This window comes from Shewanella sp. ISTPL2, assembly GCF_013283205.1.
In the GTDB taxonomy this organism is placed as follows: Bacteria; Pseudomonadota; Gammaproteobacteria; order Enterobacterales; family Shewanellaceae; genus Shewanella; species Shewanella oncorhynchi.
The window spans coordinates 4,243,428-4,259,535 of record NZ_JAAPAV010000001.1 but is presented as its reverse complement, the minus strand read 5'-3'; the positions used below and the strand labels follow the sequence as shown (position 1 = coordinate 4,259,535).

15 protein-coding genes are annotated in these 16,108 nt (G+C 47.5%); 2 read left to right on the top strand and 13 right to left on the bottom strand.

The window, feature by feature from the left end:
* Positions 1-25 precede the first annotated feature (25 nt).
* Positions 26-742, bottom strand: coding sequence for a tRNA (guanosine(46)-N7)-methyltransferase TrmB (trmB, locus tag HUB64_RS18860; protein ID WP_173497616.1), 717 nt, complete (start codon positions 740-742; stop codon positions 26-28).
* Between the two features lie 200 nt (positions 743-942).
* Between trmB and mutY the strand changes: the two genes are divergently transcribed.
* Both mutY and HUB64_RS18850 read left to right on the top strand, forming a co-directional pair.
* Complete coding sequence (gene mutY, locus HUB64_RS18855) at positions 943-2,034, top strand: A/G-specific adenine glycosylase (RefSeq protein WP_173243627.1); 1,092 nt, start codon at positions 943-945, stop codon at positions 2,032-2,034.
* 2 nt (positions 2,035-2,036) lie between these two features.
* The gene (locus tag HUB64_RS18850) at positions 2,037-2,315 is read left to right on the top strand and encodes an oxidative damage protection protein (protein ID WP_011788659.1); all 279 of its coding nucleotides are present in this window, start codon (positions 2,037-2,039) and stop codon (positions 2,313-2,315) included.
* 434 nt (positions 2,316-2,749) lie between these two features.
* Here the strand turns inward: HUB64_RS18850 and HUB64_RS18845 are convergent, their stop codons facing one another.
* The 12 genes from HUB64_RS18845 to HUB64_RS18790 form a co-directional block, all read right to left on the bottom strand.
* Positions 2,750-3,511 carry a DNA adenine methylase gene (locus HUB64_RS18845; RefSeq protein ID WP_173497615.1) on the bottom strand — a complete coding sequence of 254 codons (762 nt, stop codon included), beginning with the start codon at positions 3,509-3,511 and terminating at the stop codon, positions 2,750-2,752.
* Between the two features lie 145 nt (positions 3,512-3,656).
* Positions 3,657-3,878, bottom strand: a complete 222-nt coding sequence (locus tag HUB64_RS18840; protein WP_173497614.1) for a hypothetical protein — start codon at positions 3,876-3,878, stop codon at positions 3,657-3,659.
* Positions 3,875-5,662 (bottom strand): hypothetical protein, encoded by a 1,788-nt coding sequence (locus HUB64_RS18835; protein ID WP_173497613.1) that lies wholly within the window; start codon positions 5,660-5,662, stop codon positions 3,875-3,877. Before HUB64_RS18835 ends, HUB64_RS18840 begins: the two co-directional genes overlap by 4 nt.
* On the bottom strand, positions 5,659-5,961 hold the full coding sequence (locus HUB64_RS18830) for a hypothetical protein (RefSeq protein ID WP_131523173.1): 303 nt from the start codon (positions 5,959-5,961) through the stop codon (positions 5,659-5,661). The genes HUB64_RS18835 and HUB64_RS18830 overlap by 4 nt, the downstream gene beginning before the upstream one ends.
* Entirely contained in the window at positions 5,954-6,913 is a 960-nt protein-coding gene (locus HUB64_RS18825) for a hypothetical protein (RefSeq protein ID WP_168825213.1), read from the bottom strand. The genes HUB64_RS18830 and HUB64_RS18825 overlap by 8 nt, the downstream gene beginning before the upstream one ends.
* Before the next feature lie 11 nt (positions 6,914-6,924).
* On the bottom strand, positions 6,925-9,420 hold the full coding sequence (locus tag HUB64_RS18820) for a hypothetical protein (protein ID WP_173497612.1): 2,496 nt from the start codon (positions 9,418-9,420) through the stop codon (positions 6,925-6,927).
* 12 nt (positions 9,421-9,432) lie between these two features.
* Positions 9,433-9,798 carry a hypothetical protein gene (locus HUB64_RS18815; RefSeq protein WP_131525971.1) on the bottom strand — a complete coding sequence of 122 codons (366 nt, stop codon included), beginning with the start codon at positions 9,796-9,798 and terminating at the stop codon, positions 9,433-9,435.
* Positions 9,795-13,829 carry a tape measure protein gene (locus tag HUB64_RS18810; protein ID WP_173497611.1) on the bottom strand — a complete coding sequence of 1,345 codons (4,035 nt, stop codon included), beginning with the start codon at positions 13,827-13,829 and terminating at the stop codon, positions 9,795-9,797. The genes HUB64_RS18815 and HUB64_RS18810 overlap by 4 nt, the downstream gene beginning before the upstream one ends.
* Before the next feature lie 107 nt (positions 13,830-13,936).
* Positions 13,937-14,683: a hypothetical protein gene (locus HUB64_RS18805; RefSeq protein ID WP_173497610.1), complete on the bottom strand. Its 747-nt coding sequence runs from the start codon at positions 14,681-14,683 to the stop codon at positions 13,937-13,939.
* A gap of 20 nt (positions 14,684-14,703) precedes the next feature.
* Positions 14,704-15,144: a hypothetical protein gene (locus HUB64_RS18800; RefSeq protein ID WP_173497609.1), complete on the bottom strand. Its 441-nt coding sequence runs from the start codon at positions 15,142-15,144 to the stop codon at positions 14,704-14,706.
* Complete coding sequence (locus HUB64_RS18795) at positions 15,144-15,584, bottom strand: gp436 family protein (protein ID WP_173497608.1); 441 nt, start codon at positions 15,582-15,584, stop codon at positions 15,144-15,146. Before HUB64_RS18795 ends, HUB64_RS18800 begins: the two co-directional genes overlap by 1 nt.
* 2 nt (positions 15,585-15,586) lie before the next feature.
* A complete protein-coding gene (locus HUB64_RS18790) occupies positions 15,587-16,096 on the bottom strand; it encodes an HI1506-related protein (protein WP_173497607.1) in 510 nt (169 codons plus the stop codon).
* Between the last annotated feature and the right edge of the window lie 12 nt (positions 16,097-16,108).

Sequence of the window (16,108 nt, the reverse complement as noted above, 5' to 3'; positions counted from 1 at the left end):
AAATTAGCTAAAATTGAGTTCGTGATTAAGCGATACGCTCAAACATCAGATCCCATACACCGTGACCCAGTCTATGGCCGCGGGCTTCAAACTTTGTCAATGGACGATGATCAGGACGCGGCACAACACTGCCATCGGCCGACTGGTTTTGATAACCCAGTGCGGCTTGCATCACCTCTAACATATGCTCGCTGTACTCTTCCCAGTCAGTGGCCATATGGAACACACCGCCAATTTTTAGCTTGCGACGAATAAGTTCGGCAAATTCAGCTTGTACGATGCGGCGTTTATGGTGACGTTTTTTATGCCAAGGATCTGGGAAGAACAATTGCACTCGGGCTAATGAACCGTCAGCAATCGCATGTTCTAATACTTCCATGGCATCGTGATGATACACACGTAAATTAGTCACACCAGCAATGGCGGCATCACTGAGGCAAGAGCCTACACCCGGTTTATGTACTTCAATACCAATGAAATTTTGCTCTGGTGCATCTTTAGCCATTTGTACTAAAGAGGCGCCCATGCCAAAGCCTATTTCCAGCACAGTATCAGCTTCACGACCAAAAACGTCGCTTAGTACCAATGGCACTGGGCTGTAATCTAAACCCATTGTTGGCCACTGGCTTTCAATAGCGTGTGCTTGGCCTTTGGTTAAGCGACCTTCTCTCAGGACAAAGCTTCTGATCTTGCGCAGATACTTGCCTTCTTCATTAAATTCAGCGGTAGTGACTTCGCTCATTTTTGCCTCGTCTAGTGGACAACACCATCATAAAAGAAGGGCATTATCCAAAGTTCAACATACAGTGCAAGCACTAATGGGGCGAAAGTATACCAAGATTATTTAAGAGTGCGAATTTAGCAGCGATTTTTAGCTTTAGATCCCTTGCCAACTTATCTTTGACGCTTGTCTAAGAAGATAACTGCCGCTACACTGCGCCGATGAAATCTACAGCCTCCTTCGCTACACGTATCGTCTCTTGGTACGACAATCACGGTCGTAAAACCCTCCCTTGGCAGCAAGATAAAACCCCATATCGCGTATGGGTTTCTGAAATTATGCTGCAACAAACTCAGGTTGCGACTGTTATTCCCTATTATCTTAAATTTATGGCGCGTTTCCCCGATGTGTTAGCACTTGCTAACGCGCCAGACGATGAGGTATTACATCATTGGACCGGTCTTGGCTATTACGCTAGGGCGCGTAATCTGCATAAAGCAGCCAAAATAATCCGCGATGATTATCAGGGATTATTTCCAACACATTTTGAACAAGTGCTCGCCCTACCTGGCATCGGCCGCTCGACGGCAGGCGCAGTATTGTCATTGTCACTTGGGCAACATCACCCCATTCTCGATGGCAACGTAAAACGTGTATTAGCAAGACATGGGGCAATCGCAGGTTGGCCAGGGCAAAAGACGGTTGAAGAGCAACTTTGGCAACTGACGGATGCCTTCACACCGCAGCAAGATATTCAGAAATATAATCAAGCCATGATGGATATCGGCGCCAGTATTTGCACTCGTAGCAAACCTAACTGTGCCGCTTGCCCTGTAGCGATTGATTGCAAAGCTCAACTGATTGGCAGACAAACCGATTTCCCTGGCAAAAAACCTAAAAAAACCATACCAACCAAAGCGGCGTGGATGTTAGTGATGATGCAAGACAACCAAGTCTTTTTAGCTAAACGTCCGCCAGCGGGAATTTGGGGCGGACTCTGGTGTTTCCCTGAATTCGCTACCCAAGCCGCCCTTGAAACTCATCTTGAAGAGCAAGGGTTTGATGCGCAGCAACTCGAATGGTTAACTGGCTTTAGGCACACATTTAGCCACTTTCATTTAGATATTCAGCCCATGATGCTTAATCTAGATAAAGCCCTCGGCAATAAAGAGAGCGTGGGCGCTGTCATGGAACAAAACCAGTCTCTCTGGTATAACATAAGTCATCCTTCCAAAGTGGGACTCGCCGCCGCCACCGAGCGCGTGCTAGCCAATTTGGGATCACTCGTTCAATCCGCAGTCAGTAAGGAATAATCATGGCGCGTACAGTCAATTGCGTATATTTAAATAAAGAAGCCGACGGCCTAGACTTTCAACTGTATCCAGGTGATTTAGGTAAGCGCATTTTTGATAACATCAGCAAAGAAGCTTGGGGCCTATGGCAAAAAAAGCAAACCATGCTGATCAACGAGAAAAAACTCAACATGATGAATGTTGATGATCGTAAATTTCTTGAAGAACAAATGACCTCTTTCCTATTTGAAGGTAAAGATGTTGAAATTGAAGGTTTTGTACCAGAAAAAGACCAAGATTAATTCTTGTAGCGCGCCGACCAAAGTGAGAAATGGTATCGCCTATATGAGAAAAAGCAAAGGCCCTCACTAAGAGGGCCTTTCGTTTAGTCATCCTTCAACAAAATGTGGTTACAGTATGCACATCGCTTAGTCTTAAAATAAACCGCTCTTTCGTCATAGGGGATTAACCCACCATGGAGCTCACATCTATAATCCTCTAATAACGCCTTGGTATTCCAATCTTCTTCTTTCCGAAGTTGCCTTGCTTTCTCTCTTCCCATTACGCACTCCTTAACATTTCGTAGTACCTAATCATCAAAGTACTCAATAGTCACCAGGGTGCAAGCAACCAATTTTTAGCCAGTTTTTTATAGTGATGTAGCCAAAAAAACTGGAGGTTTAACAGGAGTCTAAAAAGCTGAACTGGTCACATTGAGTGGCCATTATCATTTACTTTACCAATTCCAGATGAGTAGCTCTTGCTGCTCTCCTGAACGGCCTGAGCCACCTACCGTGTATTTAATTCCCAGCGTCTTCATTTGTAGCCCAGCGAATGCCTCGCGCATCTCTGGTATGTCATTCACACTGATCACCATCTTGCCTTTGATTGTCTTCGCGAGCTCGGCCATCAAGGCATATTGCTCTAGTCCAAAATCTACACCATAACCTGCGGTACTCCAGTAAGGCGGGTCTAAATAGAACAAGGTTTCTGGCTTATCGTATCGTCTTACGCACTCTGCCCAGTCCAACCGCTCGATATAGGTTCTTGCCAAGCGTAGGTGAGCAACGCTGAGATCTTCCTCAATCCTTAACAAGTTCAAACCAGCAGGTCGAGACGCTGAACACCCAAAATTCTGACCTGATACTTTCCCGCCAAACGCCAGCTTTTGCAGATAGTAGAAACGACTCGCTCGCTGAATATCGGTTAGAGTTTCAGGGTTAGTATTCTTCTGCCATAAAAACTCTTCACGGCTAATTAAAGCCCATTTAAAGTGCCTTATAAACTCTTCTAAATGATGTTTAATCACTCGATAAAGATTAACGAGATCACCATTCATATCGTTGACCACTTCCACCCTCGCCTCATCCTTGCTGAAGAACATTGCTGCACCGCCGCAGAAGGGTTCGACATAGGTATGATGCTCAGGGAATATGGGTAAAATCTGCTTAACTAATCTACGCTTACCGCCCATCCAAGGGATAATCGGTTTTGGCATGTGAGCCTCCTTTTTTAGGATTTTTTATGCTAGGCTCGGTTCGCCGTGTCGACGCGGTGAGGGAGCCTTGGTTGGCTCACAGGGTCTAATCCTGTGTGTTGACGGTCTAGCAGTGTTGGTAGCATTGCTAGACCGCTCTCTTTTATCAAATCTCTAATTCAACATACGTCAGGTCGGCGGCTTGGCCTTGGATCTGACCATCGACGATATACACTTTCCCACTGGTGACTGAGTCCCCCAAAACGGTCTGATAACTGCCATCGGCGTGCTGTACTGTCGTGGTGCCATTTGTCACGCTAATCACAGTGGCAACACTGCGCTGGGGCCTAGGGTTTAAGTTCGCTAAGCGTTGATAGATGTTGCTCATGCTGCCACCTCATTACGCAACAGCGTCACGGTCTGATTCACTGTAACCATCCCCGTTGACTCATTAACGCTGCCACTAATGCTGAAGCTTTCACACACTGACTTAAACACCTCGGCACCTTTGCGAACCCCAATTAACATGCCTGGTCGCATGGGTGGCAAATCAGCCATGACCTTAGCGCGAATGCTGTTTTGTACCTTATTACCTGCGTTGGCTAACTCGGCCGTTGCACGCATTCTCGCGGCTTGATTATCAGTGATTAACTTATCCACTATATCAGCAGCAAAGTTGTCACCAGCGGTCCCGAAACGTTTCACTTTCGCCGCCACGCCTTGTTGCTCACCACGTACAAACACTGCATTAGCATCGGGACGAATATCGATACGCTCGTTAAATTCGAGGATCACTCCATCATGCAAAATCACATCGGGAATAGCGCTTGCGGTATTCCAAGGCACGACTGGCCACTGAGGGATCACCGTTATAGTCTGAGTTTCATCATTCACATCGAGCATGGCCCCAATGCTGTTGGCCATCATGTTAATGGCTTCGGCGGGTGTTTTAGCGGCATAGCTAAAGGCGTTTGCGGGTACAGGGTAATCACTAATTTTACTGACGACAGTCCACCCAGTATTGGCCACGATATCGGCCATCAAGCCAATAAAGCTGCGGGCTACTACGTTCACATAGTTGATGGCCTTTCGGTTCGGGCTGGCGAGAGTTGCTAAACGGCCTCGACCTGTCGCGCTATAACTGGTTTTGCCAAAGGCTTTAGATTCGCTGGGAGACTCGCAAAGCAGGTAAAAGTCATAGCCATTAATACTTATTTTCAATAATTCATTAGCGGCACGCTCGGCATCAATACGGGATGAAAACGCTAAGCTTCCGCTACTGGCCCATTGCGAACGGGACTGTGAAATAGATACTGATTTGAGCACCACAGAAACGCCGTCACTCACACGAACACAACTGATTTGAGGCTGCATGAGGTAACTCCTTCTGATTTGCGGTTCGATAGGGATCTTAAAATCAATGGTAGGTAATGGTGGATTAGTGCCTATCAGGCCGCCGCCATCATCCCAGTAACAAATGTTTGGTGAAGGGGTAAAGTTGAGCACAATCGGGCTGGCTGCATTTACCCAAGGATCGCTAAAGTTAATGGTGATCTTGCCTTTGGGTGGTCGATACTTACTCGAGCACACCCACCGCGCCGCATGTGGCCCCCATGCTATTCCTTTCATATCGCCTGCAGCACGAATATTCGAGTGGGCAAGCTTAACCTCAGTCGCGACTAGCGCCCTCTTTAGTAAAGCCAGCGTGATAATCTGCGTGGTAGCCTCTGGTTGCCGCCATAGCATTTCAACCCTTGATGACACGGATTCTGGCGATAGCCATAGGCTATTGGCTTGCGTACCATGTAACTGTGGCACCAACCAAAGCAAATCAGCTTTACATGGCACAAGGTTATTCCAGCACCAAACTCCAGAGGCAGTAATGCCCATTAATGCCTTGGCTTGCCACTTGGCCGTCACGATTTGCGTCACATGGCCAACTTGCCATTGTGACGTTAACTGTGTGGCATGGCTTTGGGTGGCTTCTTTAATGGTTAGCTGCTGTGCAACACTCGGCGCAATCGCAATACCTATGCCGCACATTATACCAATGGTACCTGGGCTAATGGGTACCTCTGGTATCTCTGGCGTGGGTTCATCGGTAAAGCTAATGACAATAGGTGATGCTGAGGCAATCCATGGCTTATCAAAATTGATAACAATGGCTGTCATGGGCGAATCGTCACTTGATTGCCATTAATTAAATCGGCTTGCCGACCATCTAATAATTTAGCGTTATAGTTGCGGTCATCATCAAGTATGCCGACCAATAACTCATTGTTTGTTGTATGTTCCAATGGCATTATTAATTTGACATTCTTCACTTGATTGCAATTAAAAACATAATAAAGTTCGCATGTTAAGCGATTCATTACAATTAATCGCTCTGCGTTGTTATCAACTTTAATATCTATAACTGCTTGATGATAAATCGATGACTTTACGGGTTTTACATCGATAAATTTACTCATACCAGTCACCCGTACTAATCCATAACTTATTGTTGTAAACAGATCTGAGTAAAATGTAAGTTATCCCGTCAAAGATTCGATCAACTGGCCAGTTGTTATTACCGTAGCCAACAAATGAGGAAACCTTCATCCCTGGTGCTGTCCCTCGACAAACTGGTAATGACGTGCTGATATTTGCAGGAACTCCACTTGCATCATTGCTGTTGTATGCAATCTCTAAATACGGCATAACAAAATTATGTTGTAAGTTCGACACCTCTGCATCGTTAAGAAATGGTGCTGCTGGTGAGCTTGTATTGATAAACGGAAGAGTCATTGAATACATTCGGCTAGTATTGACACCATCAACCGCATATAACTGGGCAGAAAGTGTCGTAGTCCAACCAATGACACTACCTGCAGGTGTTGAAGGTAAATCACCAGCGGTGTTATTACCTGAAATAAGTGAAAAACAGTTGATATCATTAGAATAAAAACTATGAATATCACCAATGAAGTAACACCAAAAGATAGTGTTAGCAGCAACAAGCATCTTTGGTGAATCAGTCCGATGCTGCATTAGGTAGAATCCCCTTGATGTACCTATAATTTCCCACCCTTTACCAGAGTTTGAAAGTGTTGCAGCTCTAAGACCACAAGCTTTAGAAAACACATCTATAGCAGACATATCCCCTGCACATTTTATATAACAACCTTGCTGCGAAGTATTACCACCATTAGCTGACCAAAATTGAAAATAGCCCCCTGAGCCACCATTCGCGAGTGAGTTTCTAAATGCCACCTTAAACGCTGCGGCATTCTCGAATTCAAGAGTCCAGCCTAGCGGGGCTTTATTGCCATAACCCTCAACCAGCACTTTTTTTAGGATATTAATCCACTCTGAGGGGGTGGCATTAACCAACTGTGGCGCACCTGGGTCTGTGTAGCGATAAACTGTAACTGGTAATCCCATTTCAATTGCTCCTATGACTCGTTACCGAAAAATGACAATACGGCTTTATCTGTAGTGATTTGGCTGTGGCCAACCTGCACATTTCGCAGCAGCATGATGGGTTTTGATGACGCAAAGGTGGCAAAGCGCACCGCCTCGCCCGTTTGCCAACCGCCACCCCATGCGCCTTTTCTGAGCACAAAATAAGGGGTATTAGTCACGGGGTTGATAGGGGCAAAATCATTGAGGGTATCACCAGTCGCAATTTGTCCGAGGCGGCGACCTACGCAGCGAAACGCGGTTTCACTGGTCATAATCATTACCCAATCTTCGTTTACTGCAGTGTTATTTTTAACTTCTACCGGATAGTCAACGGCATTGAAATTACCCGTGGCTTGAGCACCATCAACATCCCAGTTATTTGACCAGGCGGTCATATCCCGTACTTGGCCAACACGCGCCTGCAAATCACCTAAAATCTGCACACTGGCCACAGTGGCCCCTATGGGGTATTCGCGGGATAAAGGTTTTGCCAGCACTATGCTTCCTGCGCTAAAGCTTGAAACTAACGCCAGTTCGCTAATGACATCGGTCAGCACAAAGGGCGGCGCAAAACCAGTAAAGGCACTATTAATGGTGACAGTGCCTGCCGCTTTATTTACGGTGAAATGGGTGTTTTCACTGGTCCATAGGCTGGCGCCATTTGCATCTGTAATGTCGCTAAATACTGCGTTTTGACGAATGTTATACACGGTACCAGCCGTGGCGGTGACTTGCTGCACTTGTGAGTGTGACAGCGCCACAGTGCCCCACTGGCGGAACATATTCACAATGCCATCATAAGGAATACGCAGCGGGTTAAGGCCATAAATCTCAGCGGGTGGTAGTTGGCGCACTTGGTCGCTAATGTCATAGCGCAATGTGGTTAAATCCACTGGGGCACTAAAGGTCAGTTCCACAATGCCACTGCTAATGCTGCCGTTAATGCCAGTGCCAGCAACCACCCCTTGAGCATTGGCGGAGGCACTAATCAGCGCTCGATCAGAGATACGCTCAACCTGCACATAAAAGCTTTCTAATAAGGGATTTGGCAATGACAAGGTGAACTTAGCGACCGTATCACCTGCAGCAGCAGCCGCGCTCGATTCGACTAATCCGGCATAGGTAAACGTAAACTCGCCACGGCTAATAACTTGCTTAGTCACCGCACCCGTTAAGTAATTAATGGTTGCGATGTGTTCTGTCCCATCATATAGCTTGCCTGTTGTGCCCTCGGCGCTCACTCTCTCATACACATCTTGGGCAGCATAGTTTGTATCAGCAAAGACTGCGCGGCCTTTAATACTGCCCACTGTCAGTTGCTTATTGGCGGGGAACGGGTTGGCGCTTGAATAGATACTGTATTTATAGGATGAAACATAAAACAGGCTCACGGTTGACGCATTATTAAATATTGTACTTGAGGTGAGCGTTACCGTGATATTACCTGAGCCAATTGTCACGGATTGAATGTAGCTGGTATAACCACCCATAGCAGCCGTGGGTAACGTTGAAACGGCAACTAATCCGTTTTCATCAGTTAATAAATCCGTGGTGGTAAAAGTATAGCTATAGGTACCTGCGCTTGAAGGTTGGGAGATCACTTTGCGGATCACTTGGCTTACTGTGGCATCCCCGTTTTCACTGCCGCCGACAATGGTATTGCCTGGCTTGGGTAACACAGTGGTAATGGATGGCAGTAACGACAACTGCGTCGCCCCCACGGCTAAATTAACGCCATTGGCCACAGCCGTTAATTTGGTTACGCCATGAAACTTAAGCGGTGATGCGGTATTTGATAAGCGCAGCTTAGTACACTTGCTTTGTCCATTAACAGCTAATGATGGCCATGGCGTGGCAAAAGGAATGGGTGGGTCAAACGTGACGGTACCGACTTGGCCATTAACATTATTGGTCTTGGTTACTTTGCAAAAGTGAGTTTTGCGCGGCCAATCGGCATTTTCCACCCCAGTATATTCCACAGTAATACAAATCACTTGGCCCACGACCAAATAGGTAGTTTTCCAGTAATCGCGATCATTAAAGTGATAAGTCGATTGCAAGTAATCTGAGGAAAACGAGTTTTGATTTACAAGGAACCCTGGGCCACCTTCGCGGATTAATTCCCCTGCAGTGACAGACGACTCAATGATCTCCTTCATATCCGTCATGCGAGACTCATCATTCAGCGCGGGTGATTCAATCATAAACACGTTCACCAACGGATCGACGGGTGGCTCACTGAAAAACACATGAGCCTGTTTAAGCTTGCTCGTATCGTCTGTGTAGAGCGTAGGATACGCCTTAGCGATTTCGATACTCGATTGGGCATGATCAATATCTGAAATAGCATCAAACAGTTCGTTAATCTGCCCTGATTGAACTGCGTTGTTGGTGCGCTGACCACCTGCCTCATTGCTCGAACCTAATAGTTCAGGCTTGAAGATTTTTAAGCTGTCGCGAGAAATCGGAGTCGGAGAAGTTGCCATATTAAACAGCCTTTAAACAGTGATTAACTTGAGGGTGATGGCATCGACAGCATCGGGGGCGCTATCGCTGTAGTTAATGTCTGGTGCACCACTAATCGGTTGATCGCGGTAATCCCAAATCACGCTAAAAACAGTGCCGTTAATATCCAGATTGAAACTGGCCGCCCCTTTTGTATTGGCGTGGCTTTCAAGAGCTTCAAACAGACTTAAAGATTCGCCATCACTAAAGAGCATAATGGAACGCCCTGCTTGTTTAGCCGCGACTTCAACATGCTGCGAGCCATCGAGAGCAAACTCAGTGCTACTCACAAAGGGCGTATAACCAAAGCGGTTAAGCCAAATAAAATGCGGTAATTGAAGCGTGTCTAAGGTGATCATGAGGTTGCCTTAATCTGTTCTAGTTCGCGCAAAAACAGCTGCTTAAACTCATCAAGCAAATCGGCTTTCACCACATTGCCCGACGGCATTGCCAGCTCTAGCCGAAAAATTTGTACGCTGCCGCCTGTGTTCTGATTGCTCACCGATGCCGAAGTGGGTTGGCTTGCAGTACTGCGAGTGGAATTCGTCGCAGTGCTTGCACTGCTCGATGCACGCTCGATCGCCTGCGCGTTACGTTCTACCGCCTCTGCTTCGATTTGTTTTAGTTTGGTGGCGTAGATTTGCTGGCTCAGTTGCAGAGCTTCTTGGGCACTGGCGATGGACTCTTTATCTTGGGCCGTGCGTGCGGCATCGAGCTGCGCCTTAAGCTCAGCCTGTTGCTGTTCATAGCGGCGCTTCTCAATAGCGGCTTGGTTATTATTGAGCTTATCCATCTCATCTTTGAGACTGCCCAAGGTCGCGTTGATATCGTCACGTAGGCCGAGAATACGATCACGGGTAGCATCAATGGCCGCTTGCAGTGGCTTAAGATCTTCGTCGCCTAACTCGCGTATATTCCACTTTGCCTCGCGGCTAATTTGATTGACACGATCGAGGCTAATGCTTGAGCTTTCGAGTTCTTCAGTCCATTTACGGGTCAGTAAGGTTTCATTAATGATCTGCTTTTCGCGGATAAAAGCTTGGTTACTGAGCTGTGCCAGCACACCCCAAAAGCCCGTATTCACCCGCATATTGTTCATGATGCTTTTAGTCAGCTCATTAACGCGGGCGTTAAGTTTTTCGGTGCTATCTTCGTTAAAATTGAACTGTTTGTTTAAGTGGGCATAGGCACCCGCAAATAGGTTTACATACTCAGTGGCGCGGCCAGTGCTCTTCTCTAATTCCTCCAGTTCTTCGCGTTGCTCCATTAACGTTTTTGTCGTTCTGCCCGCCTCAATGCCAGCGTCTTTCTCGCTATCAGTTAAGTCTTCCATACCATCTGGAACATCGCCCATAAGCTCGCGCAGTACATTAAGGACTTCAATTAATCGATCCTTTTGTCGCTGATATTCTTCAGCCGACAGTGCACCAGATTGATAGCTTTTCTCTAGGCGCAGCATTTCCTCGTTTACTGCAGCATATTTGCCTTTTAGCTCTTGATAATTAGCAATTTCAAGCGCCTTAACTTCATTCAGTTTTTCTTGCTGCTCTTTAAGCTTTTCGGTGTTCTTTTTAAGTTCCACCAAAGCTTCGCTGTTACTGGTATTGGCAGCAGTACTACCCGCTAATGCAGTGCGATTTTTACCTAACGCGGTTGTGGTATCGGCAATATCTTTTACTAATCGTTGATGTGCAGGGGTGACACCATTCTGCAGTCCATCACTATAGTTCTTCGATTTATGGATCAACTTTTGATATTCGTCGCTTAACTGCAGGGCAGCGGCTTGTGCCTTCAGTCCCGCAGGAACTGTCTTGCCAGATGCTTCCGCCGCAACAATGGCTGCCTTAGCCCAGTTAATAAAAGCATCACGGACTTGATCTATAGGTTCTTTGTTGTCGCGGATAAGCTCAAACGCAGCTTTAGATTTATCAGCTGTATCCTGTAATGACTTGGTACTGGTGAGCCCTAAGTCCTTATAGGCTTGCTCTAGTGCCTCTGTCCCTTTAGCAGTGGCATTAAGGTACTTTTGTTGCTCCTCATACTTAAGCTTAAGCTGATTAAGCACCTCAACATGGCCAGCATATTCTTTACCTGCGGCTTGAAAGGTGAGAATGACTGAATCTAACTGGCGAATAAATCCGCCCATATAACCAGTATAAGTATCGAGTGATGTCGCTTGTTCAGTTAACTGCTGAGTCAGCTTGATGGCTTGGTCGATCGTTAACTTAATCGGTTCAACGGTCGCTTTAGTTGCGGAACCTAAAGCAGTAGTCGCATCAGTTTGATCTTTAGTGGCTTCGGTTGCTGCACGAGCAGCTGCCTCTTGGGCGAGTACTTCGGCATTTTGAATCGCCAATTCAGCGCTATAAGCTTTGTATGATCTGGCTTTCAGATCATAAATAATCAGTCCATCTTTCTCGGCTTGCAGTACTTCAGCCATATTGCGGAATTGTATTCCAGTGGCTTCATTGAATTCTTTTAAACGGGCATTTTTTTCTTCTTCTGTTTTAGCTGCAAACTTTCTACTTTCTTCAAGGGCGGCTTCCGCTTTAATCAATGCCCAAATCGCTTCGCCCAGAGCATATATTTCAGTAACACCCCACGCAGCAGCGCCTGCTAAACCGAGTTTACCTAATAGTTTTGCGGTATTTTTAAGGCCACCATCCAGCACGACTCCCGCAGCAGATGCAGCTTTCTGAGTAGCTTCGAATTTAACTAACCACTCGATAGCCTCCTTAGTCCCTTTGGCCATGTCGATAAAATAGCTACCAACTTTAAAGGCTGCCCAAGCGCCTGCTACTGTTGCAATGGTATCGCGATATTCATACAGGAATTGAGCCGTACTCTTAACGCCTTCACCGATGCTAATAATGGCATTACTGATTTCGGTCGCCCATTTCTTTAAGCGGCCATCAGCGGCCATAGTGGCGAACTCAGTGTTAAGCGCTGTTAATTGGCCCTTTAGCCAATCCATAGCACCAGCATTAGATACCTCGGCATAGAACGCGCTTAAATTATCTTTGGCGTTAGATATCAAACCGGACAACAAAGTCATGTTGGCAGCGGCAGAACCAGCCGCTCCCTTTGCCATTTCATCCATTAAGGCTTTAATGACATCGCGGCCAAGCTTGCCTTGTTCGCTAAGCTTTTGTAGTTCAGCTGTGTTTTTACCTGTAGCCTTTTCAAGCAGTTCCCAGACGGGTACACCGCGCTCAATCAATTGCAGGATTTCCTCTCCCTGCAATTTCTGCTTTGCCCAGGCTTGCCCTAAAGCAAGTGAGATGCCTTCGACTTCTTGGAATGAACCACCTAACTTAAAGGCTTGATCTACAATGGCCTGCATAGAGCCATTCATAGGATCAAGACCAAACGCTTTAAGTTTTACAAAAACCTGACTGACTTCATCAAGCTGCAACGGGGTATTTTTAGCAAAGTCCTTCACCCATGCAGTCGCTTGCTCTCCTCCTGCGATAGATCCCATCAAGGCATTAAATTGCACACCTAAGCGCTCAAACTTATCGCCCGTGGCAAAAATATCCTTCACCGCTTGAGCCACGCGGTCAAAGCCCAAATAGGCACCCGCTAAGGCGGTCACTTGGCCGATCACGCCACGCAGGGAACTGGCATGATCACGGGCGCTGGCATTGCCCTTATCTAACTGATTAGCAAACTTATCGACATTGCGGCCAGTGCCGTCAAATTCGGCGCTTAACTTGCGCTGCGCTGTGGTCAGGTTGTTGTAGTCAATGCCCGATTTTGACAGGGCATTTTGTAGCTTAGTGTGGCTGGATGATTGCTGCGCTAACTCGCGCTGCATTTGCTCCAGCTCTTTTTCTGCCACATCAATAGAGCGTGCCAGCTGCACAAAAGGCGCATCCGTTTGGCTGGCACGTTGCTTTAAGTCCTGCAGTGCTAAGGCGGCGGCAGTGACAGCAAGCTCTTGTTGTTCAAGCTCATTGCGTGACCGCTTAAAGGTGTTGATCAGGTCTTGCTGGTTAGCCAACTCATCGAGCTTATTGGCTAAGGTATTGGCTTTTTGGCTGGTCGATTGGCTGCTATCGCCTACGTCATCAAGCCCAGTTGCTAAAGGCTTGAGGTCATTAGTGAGCTGCTCTGTTTGGTTGCTGGTATTGCGGCCGCTTTGGGCCACTTGGTCTAACTGGTTGCTTAACGGATCAAGGCTATTTTTGAGTTCATCAACTTGGTTAGCACTTGCTTGGCTGGCATCACTCACGCCATCGAGTTCATCAGCGAGCGCCTGCGTCTTAGGATTCGCCGCATCCGACTCAGTGCCGATGCGCTTAAGCTCATCGACTAAAGCCGCAATGTGTTGCTTGCCCGTGGCTTCTGCCACGATCCGCAGGGCGAGTTCTAAGGTTTTATCAGCCATGGCTATCTCGTTAGTATCTAAATAATCGGTGTTTAAACAGCGGTTAAATGGGGATTAAAGGGCATGGCAATTGAGTACGGCTATGCCCTTGGGTTAAGCAAAACCGCTTACGCATCCAGCTCTAGGTACTCGAACGGATGATCCTTACCCGCGACTAACTGGGCTTTACCCGCAAGGGTGGCGCTCACAAACTCACTGGCGGCAAAATCGAGCGCCGCTGTGGGCGATAAGCTGGCGTCGAAAATTTCGAGCTTAATCGGCTTGCCTGTTTCGAGGTTTTTACCTTCACCGAAGAGCCGCGCGCGGGTTTGGGCACTAATGCCACCACGAACTAGCGTGCCAGAAATGGCGTTATGTTGGCCTGTCACCGTCACCGCGCCGCCCGCTTCAATTGCGCCGCCTTTTACGGCGCGCACTAGCCCTAGGGCATAGTTCACCTCATAGTCAGTGCCCAACACTAAGGTGGTAGCGTCTTTCTTCACCACAAAACCGAGGGCGGCAAAGTTACTTTCAGGTAGCTGTATCCAACGTTGATTGGTTGGTAAGGTCACGGCTTCATCGGTTAAGTTGCCGCTGCCCGTGTTCAGCACTTGGGTATCACCCAGCAGTGCCATAGCAATCAGTTCGGCAGGTTGATCGTCGAAGGACCATTCCACCTCAACAGGTTTTGCAATTTTCACCACGCTTAAGGCTTGGCCGTAGCTGTCTTTCTTTTTACTTGGACGTACCTTTTCGTCGGCTTCGGTTTTAATGGCGAGCTTAGTGGTGTTGATGGGACCAATGATCCCCGTTGATTGCCCTTGGGCATTTAGACGGTCAATAAAGAAGTTGCCTGCGACTAATAATCCACTCATGGTGAGTTCCTCTTAGGTTGTTAAGGTTTGAATCTCAAAATCACACTTAACGCCACGGGGTAATAACCGTGGCTTTTAGTGAAACGGGGTTTAACGGGACTGTTAACGCGCACAAAGGGGCCAAGCATCTGACCATCCACCGCAATGGACTTACCCACAATCGCGTTTAACAGGCTGACTAATAGCTCACCTGCTTGGCCTTCGTGGATAGATAAACGGCAAGCCAATACCACAAGCCAAGTCTGCTTAATTTGGCTGGTGTTGCCGCCTTGTGCGGTATCCGCCAGCGTATCGCCCATATACAGCACATGGGCGGCGGGGGTGATTTGGCTGCGCTCATCCACTTCGCTTAGCTCATTGGCTTGATAGACCTTTTTCAGCTTCTGGCTCGTCACTAATGGCTCAAGTATTTGAGTCAGCGCATCACCTGCAGCAAGGTAGTTATCTTTAATCTCAAACATCAGATAAACCCCTTAGATGCACGGCGGCCAAACACGCTGCCTGCACTGTCGATGCTGACCACTAGCTCACTTTGGCTAGCGACTTCTCCCGTATCAGCTAGCCCCAAACTGATATCGCCTTTGCTCACTGCGGTTAAAAACTTCACCACAGCGGTATAGCGTTTCTCGACTTGTTCAGGGGCTTTATCGCCATACAAGAAGTAACGGGCGATATCACAGCAGTTACGCTCCAATACGGCGGGAACTGTGGTTAACGGCAAGGTGTAACGGCCAACGATATAGCCATCAATCTCGGCCGACGCATCGCGCAATGCTTGCTCAAGCACGACGGTATTGATTTCCCCTGGCACACTGCCTTCGCGTTCGGTAAGCAGCATTAAATCCTGTGCACCAAAGCGGCTCAGCATGTTGTCAGGGGTGGCGTACATCAATTGGGCCATGGCTACTCACCTGCTTCGTTGGTGGTGCCCGATGGTTCAGTGCCTATCGTTTCAGCGCTAGGCGTTTCAGTGCTTTGGGTAGCCGTTTCGTTTTCACCTGGCACTGTGACTTTTACGGCCTGAATCGCACTAACTAAGTCAGTTTTATTCATCGAGTTAACACCCGTGATCGCCAAGTCTTTTGCCAGTTCTTTCAGCTCTTTTACTGACAGTTCACCCAAGGCTTTCTCTTCACCATTGGGCTCTTTCACACCAGTGAGCGTGCCTGTGATATCTGTGCCTAATGTCTGATCACCGTCTGGAATGTCCATACTCCCCGACGCTGGTGCCATATCACGCACGGATACTTTAAGGCGCTGATCAGCTTCAAACGCTGCAACTTGCTCATCCGACAGCTCGGCCAGCGGTATAAGGTTTTCGCCTTTGTTAAGCGCCATGCCCGCACGGCGGTAGCCAGTGTGCGCAAGACAGATAACCAACAGGACTTGAATGTTCTTAGAAGGATTCGCCATTTCATTGTTACC